25 protein-coding genes and 1 riboswitch are annotated in these 25,807 nt (G+C 66.3%); of the genes, 15 read left to right on the top strand and 10 right to left on the bottom strand.

The features are described from left to right. Window positions 1-102: 102 nt before the first annotated feature. Both fbaA and PUN51_RS11475 read left to right on the top strand, forming a co-directional pair. The gene (fbaA, locus tag PUN51_RS11480) at window positions 103-1,122 is read left to right on the top strand and encodes a class II fructose-bisphosphate aldolase (RefSeq protein WP_175319088.1); all 1,020 of its coding nucleotides are present in this window, start codon (window positions 103-105) and stop codon (window positions 1,120-1,122) included. Further along, window positions 1,123-1,548 carry a DUF3151 domain-containing protein gene (locus PUN51_RS11475; RefSeq protein ID WP_224024709.1) on the top strand — a complete coding sequence of 142 codons (426 nt, stop codon included), beginning with the start codon at window positions 1,123-1,125 and terminating at the stop codon, window positions 1,546-1,548. It abuts the gene before it with no gap. A 70-nt stretch (window positions 1,549-1,618) separates the two neighbouring features. On the opposite strand, the gene PUN51_RS11470 is transcribed toward PUN51_RS11475, so the two are convergent. Further along, window positions 1,619-2,248, bottom strand: coding sequence for a uracil-DNA glycosylase (locus PUN51_RS11470; RefSeq protein ID WP_275180994.1), 630 nt, complete (start codon window positions 2,246-2,248; stop codon window positions 1,619-1,621). Between the two features lie 211 nt (window positions 2,249-2,459). Beyond that, a complete protein-coding gene (locus tag PUN51_RS11465; RefSeq protein ID WP_275180993.1) occupies window positions 2,460-3,668 on the bottom strand; it encodes a cobalamin-independent methionine synthase II family protein in 1,209 nt (402 codons plus the stop codon). Window positions 3,669-3,681: 13 nt separating this feature from the next. Beyond that, a riboswitch (SAM riboswitch) is annotated at window positions 3,682-3,786 on the bottom strand. Window positions 3,787-4,015: 229 nt separating this feature from the next. Here PUN51_RS11465 and PUN51_RS11460 point away from each other — a divergent pair. From PUN51_RS11460 to PUN51_RS11440, 5 genes are all read left to right on the top strand, one after another. Further along, window positions 4,016-5,080: a M14 family zinc carboxypeptidase gene (locus PUN51_RS11460; protein ID WP_275180992.1), complete on the top strand. Its 1,065-nt coding sequence runs from the start codon at window positions 4,016-4,018 to the stop codon at window positions 5,078-5,080. A 234-nt stretch (window positions 5,081-5,314) separates the two neighbouring features. After that, window positions 5,315-6,604 carry an adenylosuccinate synthase gene (locus PUN51_RS11455; protein ID WP_224024713.1) on the top strand — a complete coding sequence of 430 codons (1,290 nt, stop codon included), beginning with the start codon at window positions 5,315-5,317 and terminating at the stop codon, window positions 6,602-6,604. 178 nt (window positions 6,605-6,782) lie between these two features. Next, window positions 6,783-7,154: a YegP family protein gene (locus tag PUN51_RS11450; RefSeq protein ID WP_224024715.1), complete on the top strand. Its 372-nt coding sequence runs from the start codon at window positions 6,783-6,785 to the stop codon at window positions 7,152-7,154. Between the two features lie 296 nt (window positions 7,155-7,450). Further along, window positions 7,451-8,002 (top strand): RNA polymerase sigma factor, encoded by a 552-nt coding sequence (locus tag PUN51_RS11445; RefSeq protein WP_224024717.1) that lies wholly within the window; start codon window positions 7,451-7,453, stop codon window positions 8,000-8,002. Further along, on the top strand, window positions 7,999-8,940 hold the full coding sequence (locus PUN51_RS11440) for a hypothetical protein (protein WP_224024719.1): 942 nt from the start codon (window positions 7,999-8,001) through the stop codon (window positions 8,938-8,940). The genes PUN51_RS11445 and PUN51_RS11440 overlap by 4 nt, the downstream gene beginning before the upstream one ends. 61 nt (window positions 8,941-9,001) lie before the next feature. Here the strand turns inward: PUN51_RS11440 and PUN51_RS11435 are convergent, their stop codons facing one another. The 4 genes from PUN51_RS11435 to acs are packed head-to-tail and all read right to left on the bottom strand — an operon-like array spanning window position 9,002 to window position 14,068. Continuing rightward, entirely contained in the window at window positions 9,002-9,496 is a 495-nt protein-coding gene (locus PUN51_RS11435) for a CoA-binding protein (RefSeq protein ID WP_214944045.1), read from the bottom strand. Beyond that, on the bottom strand, window positions 9,493-10,845 hold the full coding sequence (locus PUN51_RS11430) for an O-acetylhomoserine aminocarboxypropyltransferase/cysteine synthase family protein (protein WP_159633536.1): 1,353 nt from the start codon (window positions 10,843-10,845) through the stop codon (window positions 9,493-9,495). The genes PUN51_RS11435 and PUN51_RS11430 overlap by 4 nt, the downstream gene beginning before the upstream one ends. Continuing rightward, a complete protein-coding gene (sfnG, locus tag PUN51_RS11425) occupies window positions 10,845-12,035 on the bottom strand; it encodes a dimethylsulfone monooxygenase SfnG (protein WP_224024721.1) in 1,191 nt (396 codons plus the stop codon). Before sfnG ends, PUN51_RS11430 begins: the two co-directional genes overlap by 1 nt. Next, a complete protein-coding gene (acs, locus tag PUN51_RS11420) occupies window positions 12,032-14,068 on the bottom strand; it encodes an acetate--CoA ligase (RefSeq protein WP_374114935.1) in 2,037 nt (678 codons plus the stop codon). The genes sfnG and acs overlap by 4 nt, the downstream gene beginning before the upstream one ends. 233 nt (window positions 14,069-14,301) lie before the next feature. On the opposite strand from acs, the gene PUN51_RS11415 reads away from it, so the two are divergent. Next, window positions 14,302-14,727: a CoA-binding protein gene (locus tag PUN51_RS11415; protein WP_275180991.1), complete on the top strand. Its 426-nt coding sequence runs from the start codon at window positions 14,302-14,304 to the stop codon at window positions 14,725-14,727. 24 nt (window positions 14,728-14,751) lie between these two features. Here PUN51_RS11415 and PUN51_RS11410 read toward each other — a convergent pair whose 3' ends face one another. Further along, window positions 14,752-15,786: an isopenicillin N synthase family dioxygenase gene (locus tag PUN51_RS11410; RefSeq protein ID WP_224024727.1), complete on the bottom strand. Its 1,035-nt coding sequence runs from the start codon at window positions 15,784-15,786 to the stop codon at window positions 14,752-14,754. A gap of 45 nt (window positions 15,787-15,831) precedes the next feature. Here PUN51_RS11410 and PUN51_RS11405 point away from each other — a divergent pair, with 45 nt between their 5' ends. From PUN51_RS11405 to PUN51_RS11385, 5 genes are all read left to right on the top strand, one after another. After that, window positions 15,832-16,245 (top strand): MmcQ/YjbR family DNA-binding protein, encoded by a 414-nt coding sequence (locus PUN51_RS11405; RefSeq protein WP_224024729.1) that lies wholly within the window; start codon window positions 15,832-15,834, stop codon window positions 16,243-16,245. Continuing rightward, window positions 16,238-16,786 (top strand): DUF1990 family protein, encoded by a 549-nt coding sequence (locus PUN51_RS11400; RefSeq protein WP_224024730.1) that lies wholly within the window; start codon window positions 16,238-16,240, stop codon window positions 16,784-16,786. Before PUN51_RS11405 ends, PUN51_RS11400 begins: the two co-directional genes overlap by 8 nt. After that, window positions 16,783-17,103 (top strand): putative quinol monooxygenase, encoded by a 321-nt coding sequence (locus tag PUN51_RS11395; protein WP_159633518.1) that lies wholly within the window; start codon window positions 16,783-16,785, stop codon window positions 17,101-17,103. The genes PUN51_RS11400 and PUN51_RS11395 overlap by 4 nt, the downstream gene beginning before the upstream one ends. A 15-nt stretch (window positions 17,104-17,118) precedes the next feature. After that, a complete protein-coding gene (locus tag PUN51_RS11390; protein WP_159633515.1) occupies window positions 17,119-17,412 on the top strand; it encodes a DUF503 domain-containing protein in 294 nt (97 codons plus the stop codon). 175 nt (window positions 17,413-17,587) lie between these two features. Further along, entirely contained in the window at window positions 17,588-18,529 is a 942-nt protein-coding gene (locus tag PUN51_RS11385) for a hypothetical protein (protein WP_224024732.1), read from the top strand. 71 nt (window positions 18,530-18,600) lie between these two features. Here PUN51_RS11385 and purL read toward each other — a convergent pair whose 3' ends face one another. Genes purL through purS form a run of 3 tightly spaced genes read right to left on the bottom strand, consistent with a single transcriptional unit; the run spans window position 18,601 to window position 21,933 of the window. Beyond that, complete coding sequence (gene purL / locus PUN51_RS11380) at window positions 18,601-20,910, bottom strand: phosphoribosylformylglycinamidine synthase subunit PurL (RefSeq protein WP_224024734.1); 2,310 nt, start codon at window positions 20,908-20,910, stop codon at window positions 18,601-18,603. Continuing rightward, window positions 20,907-21,680, bottom strand: coding sequence for a phosphoribosylformylglycinamidine synthase subunit PurQ (gene purQ / locus PUN51_RS11375; RefSeq protein ID WP_275180990.1), 774 nt, complete (start codon window positions 21,678-21,680; stop codon window positions 20,907-20,909). Before purQ ends, purL begins: the two co-directional genes overlap by 4 nt. Before the next feature lies 1 nt (window position 21,681). Continuing rightward, window positions 21,682-21,933, bottom strand: coding sequence for a phosphoribosylformylglycinamidine synthase subunit PurS (gene purS / locus PUN51_RS11370; protein WP_015935902.1), 252 nt, complete (start codon window positions 21,931-21,933; stop codon window positions 21,682-21,684). A 272-nt stretch (window positions 21,934-22,205) separates the two neighbouring features. Between purS and PUN51_RS11365 the strand changes: the two genes are divergently transcribed. Together PUN51_RS11365 and PUN51_RS11360 are read left to right on the top strand one after the other, a co-directional pair. Then, the gene (locus tag PUN51_RS11365; RefSeq protein WP_159633506.1) at window positions 22,206-22,391 is read left to right on the top strand and encodes a hypothetical protein; all 186 of its coding nucleotides are present in this window, start codon (window positions 22,206-22,208) and stop codon (window positions 22,389-22,391) included. Window positions 22,392-22,640: 249 nt separating this feature from the next. Further along, window positions 22,641-25,772: a S8 family serine peptidase gene (locus PUN51_RS11360; RefSeq protein WP_275180989.1), complete on the top strand. Its 3,132-nt coding sequence runs from the start codon at window positions 22,641-22,643 to the stop codon at window positions 25,770-25,772. Window positions 25,773-25,807 lie beyond the last annotated feature (35 nt).

Below are 25,807 nucleotides of genomic sequence, written 5' to 3'. Positions count from 1 at the left end.
GAAACACCCTGCCAGCCCGGGAATGGCTAGGATGGTGCCAAGCCGTAAGCGGTCTATTTGAGGGTCATCCACCCACAGACGAAACTCAGCAGAGGAGCCAGCATGCCCATTGCAACCCCAGAGATCTACGCCGAGATGATCGACCGCGCGAAGGCGGGCGGATTCGCCTTCCCCGCCGTCAACGTCACGTCCTCGCAGACGCTGAACGCGGCACTGCGTGGCTTCGCCGAGGCAGAGTCCGACGGCATCGTGCAGGTTTCCACCGGCGGTGCCGCCTACTGGTCAGGTGCCTCCACCAAGGACATGGTGGCCGGTTCCCTGGGCTTTGCTGCCTTCGCCCGCGAGGTGGCCAAGAACTACGGTGTCAACATCGCCCTGCACACGGACCACTGCCCCAAGGACAAGCTGGACGGCTTTGTCCTGCCGCTGCTGGAAGCGTCCGAGGCTGAAGTCAAGGCCGGCCGCAACCCGCTGTTCAACTCCCACATGTGGGACGGCTCCGCAGAGACCCTGCAGGAGAACCTGAAGATCGCCCGCGACCTGCTGGCCCGCACCGCGGCAGCCAAGATGATCCTCGAGGTGGAGATCGGCACCGTCGGCGGCGAGGAAGACGGCGTGGAGAACGCCATCAACGACAAGCTCTACACCACGGTCGAGGACGCCCTGGCCACCATCGACGCCCTCGGCGCTGGTGAAAACGGCCGCTACATCACCGCCCTGACCTTCGGCAACGTGCACGGCGTCTACAAGCCCGGCGGCGTCAAGCTGCGCCCGGAGATCCTCAAGGACATCCAGGCCCAGGTGGGTGCCAGGATCGGCAAGGACAACCCGTTCGACCTCGTGTTCCACGGCGGCTCCGGCTCCTCCGACCAGGAGATCGCCGACGCCGTTTCCTACGGCGTGATCAAGATGAACATCGACACCGACACCCAGTACGCCTACACGCGTCCGGTGGCTGACCACATGTTCAAGAACTACGACGGCGTCCTGAAGGTTGACGGCGAAGTGGGCAACAAGAAGACCTACGACCCCCGCGTCTGGGGCGCCTCCGCCGAAGCCGGCCTGGCAGCCCGCGTGGTGGAAGCCACCAAGCAGCTCGGTTCGGCCGGAAAGACCTTCTAGATGTCGGACGAGTTCCGCCGGAACCTGATGGGGCCGGAGCCCACGCTCCTGCCTGCCGAAACCGAGGTGCACGGGCAGTTGGAGGCCGGCCACGAGGCATTGGACCTGGTGGCCAAGCACCCCACGTCCTCGCTGCTCTGGGCTGTGCTCGCCGAAGAAGCATGGGCGGAGGGCCGGATCATCGATTCCTACGCCTACTCCCGCGTCGGCTACCACCGCGGCCTGGACTCGCTGCGCCGCAACGGCTGGCGCGGCGTCGGGCCCATCCCGTGGGAGCACGAGCCCAACCGCGGATTCCTGCGGGCCCTCTATTCCCTGGGCAGGGCTTCCTCCGCCATCGGCGAGGCTGACGAGCCGGAGCGGATCGAAAAGTTCCTCAACGACTCGGACCCCACGGCGAAGGCAGCGATCGAGGGCAAGTTTTAGTCCTTTGCGCTTAAACACCGACGGCGGGGGGTTCCCTTTCCTGGAAAGTTAACCACCCGCCGTCGGTCGCTTAAGGCTTGGCGATGCCGGTGCGTGCCATGGCGTCGGCGTAGGCCGCGCGCATGTCCTCGAGGTACTCCTCCTGGCGAGCGGGGGAACCGGCGAAGGCGCGGCCGCTCAGGGAGCGCACCTTGTAGGTCTTCAGGCCACGGCGCCACAGCAGCGGAACTTCGGTCTTCAGGAGTGCGTTGGCCAACCGGTTGGCTTCGGTTCCGTGCGCCACGATGACGGAGGCACGGGGCACCAGGGCCAGGAACTTCAGCAGCGGCTTCAGGCCTGCCTGGATCTGGTCGGGAGTGAACTTGCCGTTGGGCTCACCGGGAACGTGCCAGGGGTGGACGTTCCACGGCATCACGAACTCGGGGCGCAGGCCCAGCTTCCACTGCAGTCCCAGCATGCGGGTCGCGGCGTCCTGGTCCCCGGCCGTGATGAACCCGGACGGGTCCGCCTCGCCAATGTTGGAGAACAGGCTGATGATGCGGCATTCCTCCACGTCGTGCATGGGATCCACATAAGGGACCACGGTTCCGGGCTTGGTCTCCCGCAGGGAATCGCAGAGCTCGTTAACGGCAGCAACGCTGGGGTCGTAGCGGCGGCTCATGAGCTGTTCGTGGAATGTTTCGGGTGCCAGGGCTGTCATGAAGTGCTGGTTCTCCTGCGGGGATTGGCGTTGCTGCCGCCACGGAAACGGGCACGCGGGGGCGCGACACATCAGCGGCGGTTGATTGGGGTGGGCCGATTCCTGGTCGGCCTTACCCAGTTTAGCAAGCCCCGGGAAACGAAACGCCGGTCCCGTGCACCTGACTCAGCCAGGGCACGGAACCGGCGGGTTCCCGCGTCGCCTCTTGCAGCTACCAGAGGCGGCTGGTGGCCCGGCGGGCGCCCTCGCCGAGGGCCTCCAGCTTGGCGAAGGCGATCTGCGGGTGGACCCGGCCGCCCAGGCCGCAGTCGGTGGAGGCGATGACATTCTCACGGCCCACGACGTCGGCAAAGCGGACAATGCGGTCTGCCACCAAGTCCGGGTGTTCCACCACGTTGGTGGCGTGCGAGACGATGCCCGGGATGATCACCTTGCCCTCGGGGAGCTTGGTGTCCTCCCATACCCGCCATTCGTGTTCGTGGCGGACGTTGGCGGCCTCGAAGGAGTAGGCGCCGGCGTTCACCTGCAGCACCGATCCGATGATGTCGGCGAAGGGGATGTCGGTGGTGTGCGGACCGTGCCAGGAACCCCAGCAGACGTGCAGCCGGATCTGTTCCTGGGGCAGGTCGCGGAGGGCCCAGTTGGTGGCCTCGACGCGCAGCTGGATGAACTTCAGGTAGTCCTCCAGGCTGGGCTCGGGATTGATCTGGTCCCAGCTCTCGGCCAGGGACGGATCATCGAGCTGCACGGTGAGGCCGGCATCGATGATCGCCTTGTATTCCTCCCGCATGGCATCGGCGCAGGCGTAGACAAGTTCCTCATCAGACTTGTAGTACTCGTTGGCCACGCGGGCGCAGGAGCCGGGAGAGAGGGACGCTACGAAGCCGTCCGACAACCCGGCCGCTGCGAGGCCGGTCTTCAGGTTCCTGATGTCCGATGCCACCAGGTCCTGGCCCGTGTAGGTCAGGGGTCCGGCGATCTTGGGCTGGGTCACGCTCTTGCGGTGGGACAGGATGCCCGAGGAGGGGTCGTTGTAGGCCTCGTTGAACGCCTGCCGGTCGCGCCGGTCAGGGAATGAGGTCAGGACAATGTTGCCGGGCGAGGAGCGGTGCACCTGGGCATCGGCCCAGCGGTCCACGTTGGTTGGCTCCAGGCCGCCCAGCCGTGCAAAGGAGTAGTTCCACCAGGCACCGTAGTCCACGGAGCTGGACATCGTGTGCCCGTATTCGCCGTCGTTGGGGATATCGATGCCGAGGTCCTTCTGCCGCTGGACCACCTCCACCACGGAGGCCTCCAGAAGTTCCAGGAATTCAGGGGTGACGCCGTCGGTTTCCTTGGCGGCGTTGGCCGCGATGAGTTCCGGGGTGCGGGGCAAGGATCCCGCGTGGGTGACGCGGATGTGGTCGGTGTTCAGGGACATGCTGGAATCTTCCTTTCCATCGGTCCTGGCAGTAGCACCTTCGGCCGGCAGGAATCCTGCTGGACCGTGGTTGCTGCGGCGTCATCGAGCCAGGTCTCTCGGCCGCTCCGGATGGTTCACTCTCACATAAATCCAGATGCCTGCCCCGGGGCAAGTCTGCTCCGCTTTATGTCGCGACGGGCTGCCCGGCGGCTTTCCTGCCGTTTCCCAGCGGGCAGCAGCATACTTACAGCTTTTGTTCAGGTTATTGACAGGTTTCGTTAAGCTTGGTTGGCTGAGGTCACATGCCGCCGCCGCGACGAAGCTGGCTAACGGCACCCCGATGCACTCGAAAGAGGTAACGCACTGTGAAGAAACCCCTGGCAAATTTCAGGACCCTCGCCGTCTCCGGAGCCCTGGCGCTGGCCGTCGTAGCAGGACCTGCCCCGCTGGCACACGCTGTGGGCGAAGGCCCCACCTACGACGGCAACGGCCAGATCACCACGTCCAAGCTCGCCACGTACGAACAGATGGTCTCGTTCCTGAAGGACCAGGATGCCCGCCAGCCGGCAATGGAGCTGGAGGTCATCGGGCAGACGGTCAAGGGGCGCGACATCCACTTGGTCAAGTACATTTCGGACCCCGCCAAGCCCACCATCCTGTACCTGACCCAGCAGCACGGCAACGAGCAGCTCACCACCGAGGGCGCCATGGAGTTCATCAAGCACCTGGGGACCGGCAAATCCGCGGACATCCTCAAAGGCGTGAACATCCTGGTGGTGCCCATGCTCAATGCGGACGGCGCCATGGGCGACGTGAACTTCTCCCTGGACAATTACCTCGCAAAGGGGGACCGGCACCTCACCCGCTACAACGCCGAGGGTGTGGACCTGAACCGCGACCACGTGGCCAAGGTCCAGCCGGAGACCCAGGCGCTGCACAACAACGTCATGCGCAAATACCGGATCGACTACATGATCGACCTGCACCACCAGGGCACCCGGGCGGAGCGTGACGGCAAGCTGGTATCCGGCTCCATCCTGTACCCCACCACCCCCAACGCCGACCCCGCCGTCGTCGAAAAATCCAAGCAGCTCGGCGCGGTGGTCTTCAACAACGTCGACTCCACCGGCTGGGGACACCTGGGCAAGTACCAGGGCGGCAGTGCCGAAACCATCAGCCGCAACGGCATCTCCGTGGAGTACGGCATCGCCACCCTGCTCTTCGAGATGCGCGGCATGTCGGACCACTATTTGGACGGCTATGCACTCGGACAGCGCAGCAACGGCTACCTGATCAAGCAGACCGTCACCACGCTGACCTCCACGGCCGCGGCCATCGCGGACGGGTCCATTGCCGACGCCGACACCTCCTTCTGGAACACGCTCGCCGAACAGACGTCCCGGCCCGCCGGGGAGGCGGAGGACGAATAGGCGGCACCGGCCGCCGCGGCCTTTTGGCAGAAAGGACCGCGGCGGGCCACAACAGTGGACAAAGTGCCCCATCGGCTAAACTTGGGTGGTAAGAGCCCCGGAACTCTTGCTTCGCTGCGCCGTGCTGCGGCTGTGCGAAGGCCGGTATGTTCGGGGCATTCTCATGAACGGCGCTGCATGGGCCCGCCACCTGGTGGCCGGCCCGGGCAGTCCGAACGAATGGGGGAGGATCCCATGCCAGCAATTGTGATCGTAGGAGCCCAGTGGGGCGACGAAGGAAAAGGCAAGGCCACCGACCTGCTGGGCGGCCGTGTTGACTACGTCGTCAAGCCCAACGGCGGCAACAACGCCGGGCACACCGTCGTCGTAGGCGGTGAAAAGTACGAACTCAAGCTGCTGCCGGCAGGCATTCTCAGCCCCAACGCCGTTCCCATCATCGGCAACGGCTGCGTGGTGAACCTGGAGGCCCTCTTCCAGGAAATCGACGGACTCCAGGCGCGCGGCGCCGACACCTCAAAACTGCGGGTCTCCGCCAACGCCCACCTGGTGGCCCCGTACCACCAGGTGCTGGACAAGGTGACCGAACGCTTCCTCGGCAGCCGCGCCATCGGCACCACCGGCCGCGGCATCGGCCCCGCCTACATGGACAAGGTGGCCCGGCTGGGCATCCGCGTCCAGGACGTCTTCGACGAATCGATCCTGCGCCAGAAGGTGGAAGGCTCGCTGCGCCAGAAGAACGAACTCCTGGTCAAGGTCTACAACCGCCGCAGCGTTGTGGTGGACGAGATCGTGGAGTACTTCCTGTCCTTCGCCGAGCGGCTCCGCCCGCTGGTCATCGACAGCACCCTGGTCCTGAACTCGGCGCTGGACGAGGGCAAGGTAGTCCTGATGGAGGGCGGCCAGGCAACGTTCCTGGACGTGGACCACGGCACCTACCCGTTCGTGACCTCCTCCAACCCCACCGCCGGCGGCGCCTCGGTGGGTTCCGGCATCGGCCCCACCCGGATTTCGCGTTCCATCGGCATCATCAAGGCCTACACCACCCGCGTTGGTGCCGGCCCGTTCCCCACCGAACTTTTCGATGAGATGGGCATGTACCTGCAGAAGACCGGCGGCGAATTCGGCGTCAACACCGGCCGCCCGCGCCGCTGCGGCTGGTACGACGCCGTCCTGGCGCGGCACGCTTCCCGCGTGAACGGTTTCACGGACTACTTCGTCACCAAGCTGGACGTCCTGACCGGCATCGAGCAGATCCCGGTGTGCGTGGCCTACGAGGTCGACGGTGTCCGGCATGACGAGATGCCCATGACGCAGACCGAGTTCCACCACGCCAAACCGATCTTCGAGTACTTCGATGGCTGGACCGAGGACATCACGGGAGCCCGGACGCTGGCGGACCTGCCAGAGAATGCCCGCAACTATGTGCTGGCCCTGGAGAAGCTCTCCGGAACCCGGTTCTCGGCCATCGGCGTTGGCCCGGACCGCGACCAGACCATCGTGGTGAACGACCTCATCAACGACTGACGCGCCCTCCCGGAGCAGGCATGACGACGGCGGCAGGCCACCTTTCGCAGGTGGCCTGCCGCTTCTCTTTTGGTGGCGGACAGCGAATTTACACAGGCTTAACGCGCACGGTCTTGTGAGGTTTCCGGTGCCGCGGCCAGACTCGTCTGTACAACCTGGTGCCCAAGGAAGGATCGTCATGGCCGGAAGATTTGAAGCATTCGTCGACGCTGATTCGTTTTTCCGGTTCCGTCTCCTGGCTCCGGACGGGGCCGTTATCGCCGTCTCCGGCCCCTTCGAGGACAAGGCCGCTGTGGCGGCAGGGATCGCCGCGGTGCGTGAATGTGCCGGCACGGGCCTGGTCACCGACCTGTGTCCCGCCGGAACCGTAGCCCGTCCCGCGGCTGAACCCGCTGCGGCTGCTGCCGCTGTTCCGGCCGGGCTGCCCGCCGCCGTCGTGCCCGTGTGCGGAGAGGAACGCGCGCCCGCCACGCGGCACGCTTTTGCGCTGGCCAATGCGCCGCGCCGGCATGCCACGGCACGCCGGTGGACCAGGGCAGCAGCCCGCTGACAGGCGGGGAAGGAAATTCTCAGAAGTTTTTTTGAAAGCGCGTAACCCTTTGGGGTGCCCCGGCGATTACCCCTATGAAGTGCCGGTCTGGAACCTGTCCCCCATCACGTTCCAGGCCGGCTCTTTTGTCTTTCCGCAAGGGTGGCTGCACCCGCCTGGCCCGGCACCGGCCCTGTTGCCGGCGCCGTGGCGGTTCCGGCGGGGGTGGTTACCTGAGGGTAAAGTAAGGGCAGCGTTCCGGATGTACTGAGCGCCCGCCTTGCCAACACCCTTCTTTGACGGAAAGCACTACGTCAGTGACCGATGCACAGACAGACGAGGCTCCGGACCAGCCGCTTTCCGGGACTGCCGCCTTCAGCCTTGTCTACAAGACCTACGCATCACAGGTGCTGGGCTACCTCACAGCCCGGGGAGTCGAGGATCCGGAGGCCGCCATGCAGGAAGTGTTCCTTTCCGTGCTGCCCCGCCTCCACACCGTGCACGGCGGCGAATCCGGCCTGCGGACTTTTATCTTCTCCGTTGCCCACGCCCGCATGGTGGATGACCACCGGCGGCAAAGCCGGAGCCCGGTCAAGCTGCCCTTCGAGCCCGAGCTCGACCAGCGCGTGGACACCTCAGCGGAAAAGGAAGCCCTGCAGCGCATTTCGCCCCAGGAGGTCCTGACGCTGCTGGACGGTCTGCCGCAGGACCAGCGGGACGTCCTGTCGCTGCGCCTGGTGGGAGGCCTCACAGTGGAACAGACGGCTGAGACCATGGAAAAGAGCGCCGGTTCGGTGAAGCAGCTTCAGCGGCGCGCATTGTTGAAACTCCGGGAACTCGCCGCAGTGAAGGAGTACCTCGCGCCATGACACCCGCCCCGGAAAACCGCGCCGCCCTTGTTGATGACATGCTGCTGGACGCCGGCTGCCAGCTGGATGCGGACCTTCGCAACGCCCTGCTGTCGCTGGGCACCCTGGCTTCGCTGCCCGCGCCGGAACCCAGCGGTGAGCTTGCCGCACTGCTCACGGCAGGGGAACCGGGCGGGGAAGCAGCTGAACAGGCAGCTGAAGAGGTGCCGGAACAGCCCGGTGTACAGGCCACTGGACAGCCCGATGCGCTGCCTGGGGACGAACTGGCGCGCCGCCGCCGCCGGCGGCACCGCCCCACCGCGCTGGGCCTGGTGCTGGTGGCCGGGATGGGGCTGGGCGCTGGCGGGGTAGCCGCCAGCTCCAGCACTTCCGGAACCAGTCCAGTGGAGCACCTGCTGGAGGATTGGGCGCCCTGGAACGGTACAGCGGGGGAACCGTCCGCCGCCGGTTACAGCTACCGGGGCCCCCAGGTGGCTTCCGACGGGGACCTTGCCGCTGCCGGCTCACCTGCACCCGGTGAGTCCGCCGATGCCGCAAATCTTGCCTCCAGCCTCCTTCGGGATCCTGCCGGCTCCTCCCGCCACACAGGACGGGCGCACACCGGGTTCCCGCCGTGCGTCGGCCCGGTCAAACACGAGGCCGGCGCCGAAGCGTGCACGCCCGCGGCTCCCGGGACTTCTTTGCAGGGCAATGGACTTGGCAGGGGCAAGGAGAATCCCGGCGCCGCGACGGACGGGATGCCGGCAGGGCAAGGGGCTCCCGGGCCGGCGAAGGCCGGACTCCCGGCGGCCAACACCGGGCCGTCAGCCGGGGATGCAGCCGCCGAGGCACAAAAGGCGGCGGGCTCCGCGGCCAACGCGATGCCGGGGCAGGGCCAAACAAGCTCCCAGGCGGCAGGACAGGGAGCCGGGCCCAAGCCCACGTCTCCGGCGAAATAGCCGAAACACAGCAACAGCGGGCCCGTCGGACGGACCCGCTGTCGCCTCATGCAGTGCCCGGTCAGGCCATGACCTGGCGCTTGGAGGAAATCACGCCGGTATCGAAGCCGGCCAGGTGGAGTCCGCCGTGGAAGCGCGCGTGCTCGATCTTCACGCAGCGGTCCATCACCACGTTGAGCCCCGCGGCTTCCGCGCCTGCCGCGACGCCTTCGTGCCAGGAACCCAGTTGCAGCCAGAGTGTTTTGGCACCGGCGGCCACGGCCTCGTCCAGGACGCCCGGAAGGTCGTCATGCTTGCGGAACACGTCAACGATGTCCGGGCTCTCCGGCAGGTCCGCCAGGGACGCATACGTGGGCTGGCCCAGGATCTCCTTGACCACCGGGTTCACGAAGTACACCTTGTAGCGGGTGGAGGACAGCAGGTACGTGGCCACGAAGTAGCTGGCCCGCGACGGCTTGTCAGAGGCTCCAACAATGGCAATGGATTTCGCCTGCCGGAGCAGGGCCAGCCGCTCAGGTGCCGACGGGCCGGACCAGGTGCGTTCGGCGGTGCTCATGCGTTTGCTCCGATCGTGCAGGCGCCTGCGGGTTCTTGGGCGACGGCGGCGTCCCGGGCCGCGGCGTTGGAGGCTTCGGTGAGTGCCTGGTCCAGATCCCACAGGATGTCCTCGATATCCTCGAGGCCCACCGAGATGCGGACCAGGTCCTCCGGCACGCCCGCGGATTCCAGCTGGGCTGCGCTGAGCTGCTGGTGGGTGGTGGAGCCGGGGTGGATCACCAGGGTCCGGGAGTCACCCACGTTGGCCAGGTGGGAGGCCAGCTGCAGGGACTCGATGAACTTCTGCCCTGCGGCGCGCCCACCTTTGACCCCGAAGGAGAACACCGAGCCCGGGCCAAGCGGCAGGTACTTCCGGGCCCGTTCGAAGTGCGGGTGCGAAGGCAGGCCCGAGTAGTTGACGTAGGCTACCCGCTCATCGTTTTCCAGCCATTCGGCCACGGCCTGCGCGTTCTTCAGGTGCTCGTCGAGCCGCTGTGCCAGGGTCTCAACGCCCTGGAGCAGCTGGAACGCCGACTGCGGCGAAAGGGCCGGACCGATGTCCCGCAGCTGCTCGCTGCGCAGCTTGGTGAGGAACCCGTACTCACCGAAGTTGCCCCACCAGGAGACGTTGCCGTAGGAAGCCACGGGCTCAGTCATGGTGGGGAACTTGCCGTTGCCCCAGTTGAACCGGCCACTCTCCACCACTACGCCACCCAGGGTGGTGCCGTGGCCGCCCAGGAACTTGGTGGCGGAGTGGATCACGATGTCGGCACCGTGTTCGATGGGCCGCACCAGGTACGGCGTGCTCAAGGTGGCGTCGACCACCAAGGGGATGCCGGCGTCGTGCGCCACCTTTGCCAACCCCTCCAGGTCCTGGACCTCCGACGACGGGTTGGCCACCACCTCCACGAAAATGGCTTTGGTGTTGTCCCGCACCGCCGCGGCGTAGTCAGCGGGGTCGGTGCCGGGGACGAACGTGGTGTCCACGCCGAACCGGCGCAGGGTCACGTCGAGCTGGGTCACAGTTCCGCCATACAGCTGGGAAGCTGCCACGATGTGGTCGCCCGCCTGTGTCAGGGCGGCGAAGGTGATGAACTCCGCTGCCATGCCCGACGCCGTCGCGACCGCTCCGATGCCGCCCTCGAGGGACGCGATGCGCTCCTCGAACGCCGCGACGGTGGGGTTGCCGATGCGGGAGTAGATGTTGCCGTACTTCTGGAGGGCGAACAGGTTGGCGGCGTCGTTGGTGTCCTTGAAGACGAACGACGTGGTCTGGTAGATGGGAACGGCGCGGGCGCCGTGTTCGGCGTCGGGGGTGCCGCCGGCGTGCAGGGCGCGGGTGCGGAACCCGAAGGTGCGCTCAGCCATCAGACAGCCACCGCCTGGGCGGCGGGAGTGATTGAGAGGTCGAGTTCCGTGCCGTGCTTGCGGGCCAGGTCCGCCTCAAGCTCCCGGACGATCGGCAGGATGTCCCGGCCGAATGCGGCCACCTCCTCCTGGAAGTGCAGGTAGCAGGTGAGGAACAGGTTCACGCCGATCTTCTTGTATTCGACGATCCGTTCGGCGATCTGCTCCGGGGTGCCGATCAGCTGGGTCTTGAAGCCGTCGTTGTATTGGATCAGGTCCTCGAACGTGGAATCCGCCCACATGCCCTTGCCGTCCTTGGTGGCGGCACCGGCCTCCTGCACCGCGTCCCGGAACCCCTGGACGGCGGGCTTGTGCGCCTTTTCCACGATCTCGCGCAGGGTGTCCCGGGCCTCCTTCTCCGAGTCGCGCGCAATGACGAAGCCGTTCAGCCCGAAACGGGGAGCGGCCAACTGGCCGGCAGTGCCGCGGCGGGCCTCGCCGGCAGAGGCGACGACGCCGGCGATGTTGTCCTTGAAACCCTCAAGGTCCTTGCCGTTGGAGAAGTACCAGTCCGCCACGCGGCCCGCGGTGGCCTGGGCCGCCGTCGAGTTTCCACCGAAGAAGATCTCGGGGTGGGCGCGGCCGGGGACGTCCACCGGGGCGGGGTTCAGGGTGAAGTCGGTGATGTTGTAGTACTTGCCGGACTGGCTGTACTCCTTTTCGGTCCACAGGCCGCGCAGGACGTTGATGAATTCCTCGGTGCGGACGTAGCGCTCGTCGTGCTCCAGCCACTCCAGGCCGAAGTTGGTGAACTCGCTCTTCAGCCAGCCGGAGACGATGTTGACGGCGGCACGGCCGTTGGAGATGTGGTCGGCGGTGATGATGTACTTCGCCAGCACGCCCGGGTGCCACATGCCCGGGTGGACCGCGGCGATGACCTTCAGGCGCTCCGTGGCGGCCAACAGGGCCAGGCTGAACGACGTCGCCTCGTGCTGCTTGTCCGCGCCGTAGGAGGCGGCGTAGCGCGTCTGCGTCAGGGCATATTCGAAGCCGGACTCCTCGGCGATGCGCGCCAGTTTTTTGTTGTAGTCGAAGTCCCAGCCGGTGCGCTGTTCGATGGTGGATACCACCAGGCCGCCGGAGACGTTGGGCACCCAGTAGGCGAACTTGAGCGGTTCGGAGAGTCGTGCGACGTTGCTGATCTCGGTCATGAATTTTCCTTCGGTAGGGCCCGCTGGCGCAGGACGTCCTGGATACCGGCGATGGCCGGTTCGTTCTGGAGGGAGGTTGTGTCGCCCAGCGCAGTTCCCTCGAACAGCTGGGTGAGCAGCCGGCGCATGATCTTGCCGCTGCGGGTCTTGGGGACATCGGGAACCACGACGACGTCGCGTGGCTTGGCGATGGGGCCGATCTCCTTGGCCACGTGGTTGCGGAGCTCGTCGATACAGTCAGCCGGGGCCCCGGCCTTCAGCACGACGAAGGCCACCACCGCGTGGCCGGTCTTCGGATCCGCCACCGGGCAGACGCCGGCCTCCACCACGTCCGGGTGCGACACCAGGGCGGACTCGATCTCGATGGTGGAGAGCAGGTGGCCGGAGACGTTCAGGGTGTCATCCACGCGGCCCAGGATCCAGATGTCGCCGTCGGCGTCGTACTTGGCGCCGTCGCCGGCGAGGAACCAGCCCTGGTCCGCGTACTTGCTCCAGTAGGAGTCGAAGTAGCGGCGCGGGTTGCCCCAGACGGTGCGGGCGATGGCGGGTCCGGGGGAGTCAACCACGATGTTTCCCTGTACGCCCGGCGCAACGGTGTTGCCGCCGTCGTCCACGATCCTGGTGCTGACTCCCGGCAGGGGACGGGCGGCGCAGCCGGGCTTGAAGCTGCTGTCCGTCGGCGCGGGGGAGAGGATGGTGGCCCCGGTTTCGGACTGCCACCACGTGTCCACCACCGGTGCAGTGCCGGCGCCCACGTTGTTCCGCAGCCAGCGCCAGGCCTCGGGGTTGACCGCTTCCCCCACGGTCCCCAGCAGGCGGATGGAGGACAGGTCGTAGGTGTCCGGGACGCCGTCCGGGAACCAGCCCATGAGGGACCGGACCAGGGTGGGTGCCGTGTAGTACTGGGTTACGCCGTAGCGTTCGATGACCTCAAAATGCCGGCCCGGGTGCGGGGTGTTGGGAGTGCCTTCGAAGATCACCTGCGTCACGCCGTTGGACAGCGGGCCGTAGATTTCGTAGGTGTGGGCCGTGACCCAGGCGAGGTCGGCCGTGCACCAGTGCACGTCGCGGTCGCGGAGGGCCGGATCCGGGTTGCTGAACAGGTGCTCGAAGCTCCACGAAGCCTGCGTCAGGTAGCCGCCGGAGGTGTGCACCAGCCCCTTGGGCTTTCCGGTGGTGCCGGACGTGTACATGATGAACAGCGGCGTCTCGGCGTCAAACGCCTCCGGCTCGTGGACGTCCGGGGCGTTTCCGACGACGTCATGCCACCACACGTCGCGGCCTGCGGTCATGGGGACGGCGGCCAGGCCGTTGGCAGGGGTGGTGCGGTTGACCACCAGGATGTGCTCGATGGCGTTGTCCCCGGCGACGGCGGCGTCCGCGTTGTCCTTCACGGGAACGGCCACGCCGCGGCGGAACTGGCCGTCGGTGGTGACCAGGAGCTTGGCGCCGGTGTCCTCCACCCGGAACTTCAGCGCTTCGGCCGAGAAACCGCCGAACACCAGGGAGTGGATGGCGCCGATCCGGGCCACGGCGAGCGTGATGATGACTGTCTCGGGGATGACCGGGAGGTAGATGACCACGCGGTCACCCTTGGTGATGCCCAGGGCCAGGAGCGCATTGGCGGCTTTTGCCACCTCGCGCTGGAGCTCGGCGTACGTGATGGACCTGCGGTCGCCCGGCTCGCCTTCGAAGTGGAGGGCCACCTTGGCGCCGCGGCCGGCCGCGACGTGGCGGTCCACGCAGTTGGCGGCCACGTTGAGCGTGCCGCCCTCGAACCAGGTGATCTCCGGGCCGCGGGCAGCCTCCGGGTCTGCCGGAAGCCAGCGGTGCGCCGTGTGCCACGGTGTGTCCCAGTCCAGACGCAGCGCCTGCTGCTCCCAAAAGGCAACATTGTCAGGGTGGACCCCCGCGTTCAGGTCCATCGTTTCAGCGGCGCTCAAGCCCATCGTTTCACTCCATCGGTCCTGGCGGTAGCACCCGACGGAGGCAGCCTTCCGGAAAAGCCAGTTCCGGAGATCCGCGGCTGCCATCCTTGTTATCGCCGGAGCGTGGGGGAACGTCCGGCGACCAGGGTTGCTGCGGCGTCATCGATCCAGGTCTCTCGGCCGCTCGGGATGGTCAAAGACCACTACACTCCAGTGAATCCGCGAGAGCAAACTCTCGCAGCCGCCGCTTAATATTCGTTCACAGGCGCCCAACGTTGCTGTATTCGTTCTTTTATTCGGTCCTTCAGGACTTCCAGCGGGGAGCGTAGGCTGATCCCATGGGCCACACGAACGATTCTGCAGTCATTGAACGCCTCATGCGAACCAAGGGCCGCTGGGCCATCGTCGGCCTCACCACCAATGAGTGGCGCGCAGCCTACGATGTTTCGCTCTTTATCCGCGACAAGCTTGGCATGGACATCATTCCCGTCAACCTGCCCGGCGATGCTGTCCACGGCGAAACCGGGTACCGCACCCTGGCCGGCATCCCGGCCGAAAAGCAGCCCATCGACGTCGTGGATTTCTTTGTGAATTCGCAGAAGGTGGGCAGCGTGGTCGACCAGGCCATTGCCGTGGGGGCCAAAGCCGTCTGGCTGCAGCTGGGCGTCATCGATGAGGCGGCGGCGGAGCGCGCCAAGGCGGCCGGCCTCGACGTGGTGATGAACGCCTGCCCGGCGCAGCTCGCCTGGAAGTACAATCTGTAGAGCTTCAGCGGCTCCGGCAGTTAATCAGCTCCGGCCCTGCGTTAAGTGAGGATAGTGCCGCTCTGTGACGTCAGGGTGTGCGCGCATGCGGCCCTTGAGCATGTTCATTCCGAAGGAAGCCAGCAGCGGGTTGGCGGGATCGTCCGTGATGCCCCGGGCCGCCGCCTTCAGCCCGGGAGCCAGCGGAACCGGTTCGATGACCGCATCGAGCCGGGGCGACCAGAAGAACGGTACCGAGTAGCGGTCCACACCCGGCGGCGGGGCCTGGACGCGGTGGATAGTGGCTGCGAGGTATCCCTCCGTGGCTACCTCCAGCATCTCGCCGAGGTTCACCACCAGGGCTCCCGGAAGGGGCTCCACGGGCAACCACTGGCTGGTGCCGGGCGGCAGTACTTCCAGGCCACCCACGCCGTCCTGGAGCAGGAGAGTCACGAACCCGTAGTCGGCGTGCGAACCGACACCCTGGTCACCGGCGGCTTCCACCACGCCGCCCACGTAGTGCACCAGCTTGCCCATCCACGCCGGGGTGTCCCGGAACGGTTCATCGAAGTACTCCTCCGGCAGCTGCAGCGACACCGCGATGGCCCGCAGCAGCTCCATCCCTACCTCCGACATGAGCTCGGCCCACTCCATGGCGGCAGGCCTGAGCCCGGGGAACGCCTCGTCCGGCCAGAGGTTGGGCCCCTGCAGCAGCCAATAGGGCTGGTCCTCCGGGTAGTCCTTCACCGGCTCACGTTCCGGGGAGTAGTCGATCTGCTCCCTCGCGTCCGCCCGGCCCTGGGTCACTTCGGTGCCCATCCGGGTGTAGCCGCGGAAGTGCGGGGACAGCCGGTTGTCCAGCTTCATACGCTCCTCAAGCGGCAGGTTGAAGAAGCGCCCGAGGAGGTCCAGCAGCTCTTCTGCCTGGCCAGGGCGGCCCCCGTAGCCGGTGATTTGGAAGAAGCCCACATCGTGGGTGGCATGCCGCAGCTGCTCGATGAACTCCGGGCTGAAGGGCCCGTAGGGCTGCCGTGCGGTACTCAGATCCAGAACAGGTATGGCTCCCTGGTCGCGTGACATCCTCGCAGACTAGCACTGTGCAGGCCTGCTTTATAGGCTTCCTTCATGGACCCAAACGCGCTGCGGACGATCTGCCTTTCGTTTCCGGGAGCCTACGAAGATTTTCCGTTCGGACCGGAAACATCGGTCTTCAAGGTCCGGGCCCACATTGCCGGCGGCACCCGCCACGAGGCCAAGCTGTTTGCCCTGTCATCCATGGATGAGGACGACTTTTACGTGAACCTGAAGTGCGAACCGGCCCTTGCCGTGCAGCTGCGGGCGGTGCACCCGGCGATTACCGGCGCATGGCACATGAACAAGACCCATTGGAACGGTGTCCGCCTTGACGGTTCGTTGCCGGACGGGATGGTCAGGGACATGGTGGAGGACTCCTACGACCTGGTGGTGTCAGGATTGAGCCGGAAGCAGCAGGAACAACTGGGGTGGGCGCGCCTCGGGAAGGAAGGCAGCATTGACTGACAGGGCCGCGGCCAGGCTGAACTACCCGGGAGTGGGAGGCACGGAACAGGGCAGCGCTCCCGAAGGATACGGCCGTGTCCTTGAGGAGGCACGCCTGGGGACCGGACTGGACGTTTACCGTCGCGTGGCGGACGGCATCCTGGCCTGGGAGCTGCAGCGGCGGGCAGGTCTGCGCGTCCGCGCGGATTCGCCAAAGGCGGTCCCCGGCGCACGCGTGGTGAGCGGATTCGGCGTCGGGCCCTTCCGCCTGCCGGCCCCCTGCCAGGTGGTGTGGGTCCATGAGCCGACGCCGGACGGCGTGCCGCAATCGGCGGGTTTTGGCTACGGGACGCTGCCCGGACACCCTGCCCGAGGGGAGGAATCCTTTGAAGTGGAGATCAACAGCCAGGGTGAAGTATGGCTGCGGATCCGGGCGTTCAGCAGGCCTGCCAACTGGTTCTACGCGGCCGGCGGCGTGGTGACCCGTGCGGCGCAGCGCTACGTTACTTCCCGGTACATTGAAGGGGCACGCAGTCTCGCCGCGGAAGGAAAATCCCAGTGATCTTTATCGTCGTCAAGTTCAAGGTCAAGCCCGAGTGGTCCGAGCGCTGGCCGGCCCTCGTGGCGGACTTCACCGAAGCCACCCGGAAGGAACCCGGCAACCTCTGGTTCGACTGGTCCCGCAGCCTGGACGATCCCAACGAATACGTCCTCGTGGAAGCCTTCAAGGACGATGCCGCCGGCGACCACGTGAACAGCGGCCACTTCAAGAAGGCCATGACGGACATGCCGCAGGCCCTCGCCGAAACCCCCAGGATCGTCAGCCGGCAGCTCGACGGCGACGGCTGGGACCGGATGGGCGAGCTCACCATCGAGTAGGGAAGGTCCGGAGCCATGTGGATTGGCTGGATCGAGTTCGACATCCTCCTTGGCGACGTTCACAGCCTGAAGGAGAAACGGTCCGTCGTCAGGCCGCTCCTGGCCGAGCTCAAACGCCGCTTTGAGGTGTCGGTCGCCGAGGTAGGGGACCACAGCCAGTACCGGCGCACGCAGCTCGGCGTCGGCCTGGTGGCAGCGGACCGGCCACACCTTATGGAGGTGCTGGCCGCCGTCGAACGCTTTGTGGCCGGCCGGCCCGAGATCGAGCTGCTCAGCGCCCGCCAGCGCGAGCTCCACAGCGAAGACTAGCCCCACCGCCACCCTCGCCTCGCAAGCTCGGCCAGGGAACCCTGGCGGCGTGGGCCCACCCATCGATTGCTGAGAACTTGTCGTTTTCACGCGCCAAAACGACATCTGCTCAGCAATGGATGGAGGGTGTGGATAACTTCTGCGGGTGTTGTCGGGATTCTGCTCTCATGGATCGATGAAGACCCCACACCCGCTGCCGGAGGAACTCCGGGGACGCCCCTTCACTCTTGTTGACGCTTCGGTTGCCGGAGTCTCCCCGCGCCGCTGGCGGCACGGGTCGCTGACATACCGTGGCCGGGGCATCAGGGTGGAAGGCACGACGACGGAGCTCCCCTTAAGCGTTCGGGTTCGGCCCTTTATCGAGGTCAACGAGCTGTGTGCAGCCTCGCACGTGACGGCTGCGGAGCTGCATTCGCTGCCGCAGCGGCGCCAGGACGAGGCCTATGACGATTACCACCTCATCCGCCCCGAGGGTGCAGCCCACCTGGACAGGCCCCATGTCATCGTGCACCGCATGAAGCTGTTTGAGGATGAGGTCGCCACACTTAACGGAATTCCGGTGACAACGCCTGCCCGGACCTGGCTCGACATGGCCGAGTTGTTGTCCGTGGATGAAATCGTGGCCATGGGGGACGCCTGTGTCCGTGCTCCGCGCCCCGACTTCGAGGGCCGCGACTTGCCGCTGTGCAGCATATGGGACCTGCAGCGGACCATCGACAGGCACCGGGGAAAGCGGGGCCTCCGGAAGGCCAAGGAGGCCCTGGAACTCATCCGGGTCGGATCGGATTCGGCCCAGGAAACGATGCTCCGGCTCGCTATCGTCCGCGCAGGCCTGCCCGAGCCCGAGCTGAACGTTCCGATCATCACTGAGGACGGCGTCAGGCACCATGAACCGGACCTGTCTTACCGCAAATACAGGATCGGAATCGAGTACGAGGGCGAGCACCACGGAGATGAAAGCCAGATCGCCAGGGACATAACGCGCTCTGAACGGTACGCCGCCCTGGGGTGGACGGAGGTCAGGATTTCCAAACGCCACATGGTCAACGATGCGAAACCGGCCGCAGCCAAAGTTCTTGTTGCCCTGGCACAGGCCGGCTGGCGAAGGGGTTTATAAAAACGAGTGCTCCGTACTTGTCGTTCTGACGGGTCAAAACGACAAGTACGGAGCAGTCGATGGGTGGGGGGCTAGCCGAAGTACTTCGGCAGCGTCCCTTCGTGGGCTTCACGGAGGGCGTCCAGGGACAGGCCCTCCACGCCGTTGATCTCCAGCTTGCCGCTGGCCGCGTCGACCACGCCGATGCGGGTGTGCGCGAAGCCGCGGGCGGTGCACATATCCGTGAAGCGGACTTCCTCGGACCGCGGGACGCCCACAATGGCGCGACCCTGGGACTCAGAGAAGAGCGCCGTGAACAGGTCCACGCCGTCCCGGTCCATGATGTCCTGCAAGGCGATCCGGGCGCCCACGCCGTAGCGCAGCGAGGACTCAACCAGCGCAGCTGCGAGGCCGCCCTCGGAGAGGTCGTGCGCGGAGTCGATCATGCCGTCGCGCGAAGCGTTGATCAGGATCTCGCCCAGGGCGCGTTCTGCCTCAAGGTCAACCTTCGGCGGCTGCCCGCCCAAGTGGCCACGCATGTTGGCCCACTCGGAGCCGTCCAGCTCGGCGCCTGTTGTGCCCAGCATGTAGATGGCCTGGCCATCTTCACGCCAGCCGGACGGCGTGCGGCGCGCAACGTCGTCGAGCTTGCCCAGGACCGCCACCACGGGGGAGGGGTGGATGGGCGTGGTGCCCGTCTGGTTGTACAGCGAGACGTTGCCGCCTGTAACCGGGATGCCCAGCACCATGCAGGCGTCGGACAGGCCGCGGATGGCTTCTGCCAGCTGCCACATGACGTCCGGATCTTCGGGGGAACCGAAGTTCAGGCAGTCGCTGACGGCCATGGGGATGGCGCCCGCGGTGGCGACGTTGCGGTAGGCCTCGGCCAGTGCCAGCTGGGCACCGTGGTACGGATCGAGGTAGGTGTAGCGGCCGTTGGCATCAGTGGCCAGGGCCACGCCCAGGCCCGTTTCCTCGTCAACGCGGACCACGCCGGCGTCGTCGGGGAATGCCATGGAGGTGTTGCCGCCCACGTACCGGTCGTACTGGTTGGTGATCCAGGACTTGGAGCACATGTTCGGCGAGGCCACGAGTTCAGTCACGGCCGCAGCCAGCTCGGCCGGAGCGGCCGGGCGGCCGGCATCCTGCACCGAGCCGGTGAAGGTGTCGGCCTGGACGGCATCCTGCCACTCGGGGCGGGCGAACGGGCGGTCGTAGACCGGGCCGTCGTGCGCCACGGTGCGGGGATCGACGTCGACAATCACGTCGCCTTCCCACGTGATGATCAGGCGGCCGGTATCGGTCACCTCGCCCAGCCAGGAGTACTCCACGGCCCACTTGTCCATGACGGCTTCGAACGCTTCCACGTTCTCCGGGGTCACCACGGCCATCATGCGTTCCTGCGACTCGGACATCAGGATCTCGCCCGGGGTCAGCGTGGGATCGCGCAGCAGGACGGAGGTCAGCTCAACCTGCATGCCGCCGTCGCCATTGGAGGCGAGCTCCGACGTGGCGCAGGAGATGCCCGCGGCGCCGAGGTCCTGGATGCCTTCCACCAGGGAGCCCTTGAAGAGCTCCAGGCAGCACTCGATGAGGACCTTTTCCGCGAAGGGATCGCCCACCTGGACGGCGGGGCGCTTGGAGGGCTTGGTGTCGTCAAAGGATTCGGAGGCCAGCACGGAGGCGCCGCCGATGCCGTCGCCGCCGGTGCGGGCACCGAACAGGACCACCTTGTTGCCCTTGCCGGAGGCGTTGGCCAGGCGGATATCCTCGTGGCGCATGACGCCGACAGCCAGGGCGTTGACCAACGGGTTGCCCTGGTAGACGGAGTCGAAGACCATCTCTCCACCGATGTTGGGCAGGCCCAGGGAGTTGCCATAGCCGCCGATGCCCGCCACCGCGCCGTGCATGACGCGGGCAGTGTCCGGGTGGTCGATGGCGCCGAAGCGCAGCGGGTCCATGACGGCGACCGGGCGGGCGCCCATGGAGATTATGTCGCGGACAATGCCGCCGATGCCGGTCGCGGCGCCCTGGTAGGGCTCAACGAACGACGGCGAGTTGTGCGATTCGATCTTGAAGGTCACGGCCCAGCCGTCCCCCAGGTTGGTCACGCCGGCGTTTTCGCCGATGCCCACCAGCATGTCCTTCTTCATTTCCTCGGTGACCTTCTGGCCGAACTGGCGCAGGTGGTTCTTTGAGGACTTGTAGGAGCAGTGCTCGCTCCACATGACGGAGTACATGGCCAGTTCGGCGCCGGTGGGGCGGCGGCCCAGGACCTTGACGATCTCGTCGAACTCGTTCTGCTTCAGGCCGAGCTCGGCCCAGGGCAGCTCGGTGTCCGGAGTCTTGGCAGCGTTCTCGACGGTGTCGATGTTGAACTTCTTGGTGGTTTCGGTGGTCACTTGTCGCCTCCCACAATCTTGTTCAGTACGGAGGTGAAGAAGCCGAGGCCGTGGGTATCGGACCCGCCGATGCCGTCCAGCGATTCGGGGCCGAAGCCCGGTTCCACGGCGTGCTCCGGGTGCGGCATGAGGCCCACCACGTTGCCGGCGGCATTGGAGATGCCGGCGATGTCCCGGCGGGAACCGTTCGGGTTGAAGCCCACGTAACGGAAGACGACGCGGCCCTCGGCCTCAAGGGCGTCCAGGGTTTTTTCGTCGGCGATGTACTGGCCGTCCTGGTTCTTCAGCGGGATGGTGATTTCCTGGCCGGCCTGGTAGTCCAGCGTCCACGCGGTGTTGGTGTTCTCCACGCGCAGCACCTGGTCGCGGCAGAGGAACTTCAGGTGGTCGTTCTTGATCATCGAGCCGGGCAGCAGGTGCGACTCGGTGAGGATCTGGAAGCCGTTGCAAATGCCCAGGACGGGCAGCTTGGCGTCGGAGTTGGCGGCGTCGATGATCCTGGACATCAGCGGCGCGAAGCGGGCAATGGCGCCGGCACGGAGGTAGTCGCCGTAGGAGAAGCCGCCGGGAATCACGACGGCGTCCACGTCACCGAGTTCGGTGTCGCCGTGCCAGAGTTCGACGGCGGTGGCACCGGCGAGGCGCACGGCTCGGGCAGCGTCCCGGTCGTCAAGGGTTCCAGGGAAGGTGACGACGCCGATGCGGGCGCCGGCGAGGCGCGGTTCCGCCGCGACAGCGACAGCTTCGCCGATCAGGGGAAGTTCACTCATCTCAGGCCTCGACGACCTCGACGTTGACGACGTCTTCGATCACCGGGTTGGAGAGGAGGGTTTCTGCCGCGTCGCGGGCCTGGGCCAGGATTTCCTCCGTCACCTCGCCGTCGACCGTCAGTTCGAAACGCTTGCCCTGGCGGACAGAGCTGAAGCTGGTGAAGCCCAGCCGGGGGAGAGCGCCAACGATTGCCTTCCCCTGGGGGTCCAGAATCTCGGGCTTGGGCATGACGTCAACAACGATCCGGGGCATCCGGCAACTCCTGTGCGTGAGCTTGGGTAAGGGCGCAGCGGAGTGGTGCCGTCTCACGCCGTACCGGGGGTGCCGGGGACAAAGGGGGTCACCTGCGTTGGTTCACCATGAGGTCGGGCGCTCCGCGAGCTTGCTCTCCCATTCTACCGGCCCGGGCGCATCCCTTTGAATCGCGCGGTTCCCTGCAGCGGAGCCGCGCGAAACGCCGGGGCCGCACGGCCGTTCTTTGGCTGGTTCTGGAGTTGCCGGGAGGCCTTCACTAGGATTGCTGGATGGCTGAGAATTCGAAGTCCGTGCTGTTGCCGGTGGTTGCCGCTGCCGTGTTCGCCGGTCTGGGCCGGATGGTGTTCCAGAAGGTGAAAGCGGACCGGCTGGCCCGCGAGACCCGGGTGGCCGGGCCTGTGGATGAAAAGACCAGGCAATGGATCAGTGATGTGGTGCGCACTCCCCGGCAGTAGCACGGGCAGGCTTCCTCCGCTCCTTGCAGGGCGTCCTTCGGGGCGCCCTTTTTTAGTTCCGCACTCCTTCGGTGTTCCCCGTATGACAAGCGGAATTTTCTTAAATGTGCTCTATGTCATATCGCGCTATCAGTCTGTACTCTGTGAACAGTCTGGTCGCGGCAAATTACAAAACCTGTAATTCCCTCTGCAGTGCCAGTCATTGGGGCGCCCACCAAGTATGGGCCGCACATCGTGAAAGGGTTGCACGTGAAATCAACTGGAAAGAGCCCTTCGCGGGCTGGGGGACTCCGGAAGGCGGCCGCGCTGGCCGTCGGGCTGCCCCTGATCCTGAGCTCGCTGGCCGTGGCTCCCGCCTCGGCGGCGCCTGGCGTCCAAGGCCCGGGAAATGTTTCCTCCAGCGCAAAGGACAGTCAGTTCAAGGACGGCCGGTACATTGTGGTACTCGCCGGTCCGGCCGCCGCGGCCTACGAAGGGGGAGCTGCAGGACTTGGTGCGACCAAGCCCCAGCTGGGCAGGAAGCTCGACGCCGGCAGTCCCAACTACAAGGCGTACGACGCGCACCTGCGCACCCAGCAGCGGGACGTTGCAGCGGCCCAGGGCGCCACCCCCGCCAAACAGTACACCGCAGCCCTTAACGGGTTCACGGCGGAACTGACGGCAGTGCAGGCCGCAGCACTGTCAAAGGACAGCCGGGTCCTGGCCGTGGCACCGGACGTCGAGAACAAGCCCGACTACACCACCACCGACTTCCTCAAGCTCACCGGCCCCGACGGCGCCTGGGCCCAGCAGTTCGACGGCGAAGCCAACGCCGGCAAGGGCGTCGTGGTGGGTGTTATCGACTCCGGCTACGCGCCGGACAACCCCTTCCTCCAGGGCGAACCGCTGAAGCCGCTGCAGGGCGACCCGCAGGTCGGCGTTCCCTACCGCACCGGTGACGGCAGGATTGCCATGCTCAAAGCGGACGGCACAACCTTCGAGGGCGAATGCCAAAAAGGCCAGGGGACCGGGGCATCCTTTGACGGATCGCTCTGCAATTCCAAGGTCATCGGCGCCCGCTATTTCGCGGATTCCTTCCTTCAGTACGTGCCACCGGCACAGCGCGCCCCGGAAGAGCAGATCTCCCCGGTGGACGTGGGCAGCCACGGCACGCACACCGCCACCACGGCCGCCGGCAACGCCAACATCGAACAGGTGATCGACGGAGCCAGCTTCGGAAAGAGCTCCGGCATCGCCCCCGCCGCCAAGGTTTCGGTCTACAAGGTCTGCTGGGAGGACACCAACCCGGACACGGGCGGCTGCTACTCCTCGGCGTCGGTTGAGGCCGTGGATGCGGCCATCAAGGACGGCGTCGACGTCCTGAACTATTCCATTTCGGGCAACAACAACAGCACCACCGACCCCGTGGCGCTGGCATTCCTGAACGCTGCCGCCGCCGGGATCTTCGTCTCGGCCTCCGCCGGAAACTCCGGCCCGACCGCCTCCACGGTGAACCACGCGTCCCCGTGGCTGACCACGGTTGCTGCGTCCACCTTCCCCAGTGACCTGCTGGGAACGGTCAAGGTGTCCGACGGGTCGCTGTACCGCGGCGCGTCGATCATGAAGTCGGAAGTGGCGGACAAGCCCGTTGTCGTGGCTGCTGCTGCCGCGGCCCCCGGCGCGGCCAACCCCAACCTCTGCGGTCCGGGAACCCTTGACGCCGGCAAAGTGGAGGGCAAGGTAGTCGTCTGCGACCGCGGCGTGGTGGACCGGACCGCCAAGAGCCAGGAAGTCCTGGCCAAGGGCGGCGTGGGCATGATCCTGGTCAACCTCACCAGCAGCTCCGAGGACGCCGACAACCACGTCATTCCCACCGTCCACGTCAATGCCCCCAAGAGCCTGGAACTGAAATCCAAGCTGGAAGCCAACCCGGCGCTGACCGTCAGCCTGGTCAAGGGCGACCTGACCGGCCTGCCCCCGGCAGCCGCACCCCAGATCGCCGGCTTCTCATCCCGCGGACCCACCCTGGCATCCGGCGGTGACCTGCTCAAGCCGGACATCTCTGCCCCCGGTGTGAACGTCCTGGCCGGCGTCTCCACCATCGGCAACCACGGCGCCCAGTTCGGATTCATGTCCGGTACCTCCATGGCGGCCCCGCACATCGCCGGTTTCGGCGCCCTGGTGCTGGGCAAGCAGCCCAGATGGACTCCCGCCAGGGTGAAGTCCGCCATGATGACCACGGCCTATCCGCTGGTCAACGCCGACGGCACCCCCAATGCGGATCCCTTCCAGGGCGGCGCCGGCCACATCGACTCCACCCGGGTGCTTGATCCCGGGCTGGTCTACGACTCCGGCATCCAGGACTGGCTTGGTTTCCTGAACGGACAAGGGGTGCAGACCGGAGCGCCACAGGCAGGCACCATCGCCGCCCGCGACCTCAACCTGCCCTCGATCGCCCTGGGCAGCCTGGTTGGAGAGGTCCAGGTGAAGCGCAAGGTGACCGCCTTGGTGCCGGGCATGTACCGTCCCGAGGTGAACATGCCGGGCTTCAACGTCAACGTCGAACCCAAGGCCCTGAACTTCGCCAAGGCAGGCCAGACCCGTGACGTAACCCTGACCATCCGGAACGTCAGCGCACCAATGGGCAAATTCAGCACGGGAAGCCTCACCTGGAAGGGGCCCCGGACGGTGGCGTCACCAATCGCCATCCGCCCCGTTGACGCCCAGATCGCCCCGTCCTTCACCTTCAGCTCGGCCACGGGCACCGGCAGCGGCACCATGGAGCTTGTCTCCGGTTCGGACAATCCCATCGCCGTCGCCGTCGAAGGACTGGCGCCGCTGAGCCAGACCGCCATCACCAAGACGCCGGGCGCGTATGCCCCGACGAACGATGCGCACAATGCCCTGGTCCAGGTAGACGTGCCGGCCGGCACGTCGTTTGCCCGGCTCGGCGTCCAGGCGCAGTCGAACGACGTCGACTGGGACATGGTGGTCTACGCCCCGAACGGAGCGGGTGGCCTCACGCCCACCCAGGTGGCAACAGCATCCGCCAGTGAGTTCCTGGACCTGGAATCACCCCGTCCCGGAACCTACTATGTGGTGGCCAACCTGTACGCCACACCTGACAACGGCCCCGCCACGGCCTCCGTCCAGGCCGTGACCTTCGCCGGGGACGCGGGCAATCTCACGGTGAACCCGAACCCCATCGTGGCGCCGAACGGAACCGCCACCTCGGCGACGCTGAACTGGACCGGCCTTGCTGACGGTTCCTACCTCTCACGGCTGAGCCTTGGCAGCAACGGCATCAAAACGTGGGTGAACGTGGAGGTGGGACCGGGCTCCGCGCCCGCCCCGGCCGGCGCTCCCCAGCTTGGCCTGGCGCAGGCGGTACCCGCCGCCTGACCGGGAAGACATGGGGGGAGGTCCCGGGTGGTCGT

The sequence above is a fragment of the Arthrobacter sp. NQ4 genome (assembly GCF_029077345.1).
GTDB lineage: Bacteria > Actinomycetota > Actinomycetes > Actinomycetales > Micrococcaceae > Arthrobacter.
The sequence above is the reverse complement of the archived record's forward strand: the minus strand, read 5'-3'. Positions and strand labels throughout refer to the sequence as shown.

What these genes read in the sequence shown, in the direction of transcription:
- fbaA (WP_175319088.1), top strand. Translation starts at nt 103, where the DNA reads ATGCCCATTGCAACCCCAGAGATCTACGCCGAGATGATCGACCGCGCG.
- PUN51_RS11475 (WP_224024709.1), top strand. Translation starts at nt 1,123, where the DNA reads ATGTCGGACGAGTTCCGCCGGAACCTGATGGGGCCGGAGCCCACGCTC.
- PUN51_RS11470 (WP_275180994.1), bottom strand. Translation starts at nt 2,248, where the DNA reads ATGACAGCCCTGGCACCCGAAACATTCCACGAACAGCTCATGAGCCGC.
- PUN51_RS11465 (WP_275180993.1), bottom strand. Translation starts at nt 3,668, where the DNA reads ATGTCCCTGAACACCGACCACATCCGCGTCACCCACGCGGGATCCTTG.
- PUN51_RS11455 (WP_224024713.1), top strand. Translation starts at nt 5,315, where the DNA reads ATGCCAGCAATTGTGATCGTAGGAGCCCAGTGGGGCGACGAAGGAAAA.
- PUN51_RS11450 (WP_224024715.1), top strand. Translation starts at nt 6,783, where the DNA reads ATGGCCGGAAGATTTGAAGCATTCGTCGACGCTGATTCGTTTTTCCGG.
- PUN51_RS11440 (WP_224024719.1), top strand. Translation starts at nt 7,999, where the DNA reads ATGACACCCGCCCCGGAAAACCGCGCCGCCCTTGTTGATGACATGCTG.
- PUN51_RS11435 (WP_214944045.1), bottom strand. Translation starts at nt 9,496, where the DNA reads ATGAGCACCGCCGAACGCACCTGGTCCGGCCCGTCGGCACCTGAGCGG.
- PUN51_RS11430 (WP_159633536.1), bottom strand. Translation starts at nt 10,845, where the DNA reads ATGGCTGAGCGCACCTTCGGGTTCCGCACCCGCGCCCTGCACGCCGGC.
- sfnG (WP_224024721.1), bottom strand. Translation starts at nt 12,035, where the DNA reads ATGACCGAGATCAGCAACGTCGCACGACTCTCCGAACCGCTCAAGTTC.
- acs (WP_374114935.1), bottom strand. Translation starts at nt 14,068, where the DNA reads ATGGCAGCCGCGGATCTCCGGAACTGGCTTTTCCGGAAGGCTGCCTCC.
- PUN51_RS11415 (WP_275180991.1), top strand. Translation starts at nt 14,302, where the DNA reads ATGGGCCACACGAACGATTCTGCAGTCATTGAACGCCTCATGCGAACC.
- PUN51_RS11410 (WP_224024727.1), bottom strand. Translation starts at nt 15,786, where the DNA reads ATGTCACGCGACCAGGGAGCCATACCTGTTCTGGATCTGAGTACCGCA.
- PUN51_RS11405 (WP_224024729.1), top strand. Translation starts at nt 15,832, where the DNA reads ATGGACCCAAACGCGCTGCGGACGATCTGCCTTTCGTTTCCGGGAGCC.
- PUN51_RS11390 (WP_159633515.1), top strand. Translation starts at nt 17,119, where the DNA reads ATGTGGATTGGCTGGATCGAGTTCGACATCCTCCTTGGCGACGTTCAC.
- PUN51_RS11385 (WP_224024732.1), top strand. Translation starts at nt 17,588, where the DNA reads ATGAAGACCCCACACCCGCTGCCGGAGGAACTCCGGGGACGCCCCTTC.
- purQ (WP_275180990.1), bottom strand. Translation starts at nt 21,680, where the DNA reads ATGAGTGAACTTCCCCTGATCGGCGAAGCTGTCGCTGTCGCGGCGGAA.
- purS (WP_015935902.1), bottom strand. Translation starts at nt 21,933, where the DNA reads ATGCCCCGGATCGTTGTTGACGTCATGCCCAAGCCCGAGATTCTGGAC.
- PUN51_RS11365 (WP_159633506.1), top strand. Translation starts at nt 22,206, where the DNA reads ATGGCTGAGAATTCGAAGTCCGTGCTGTTGCCGGTGGTTGCCGCTGCC.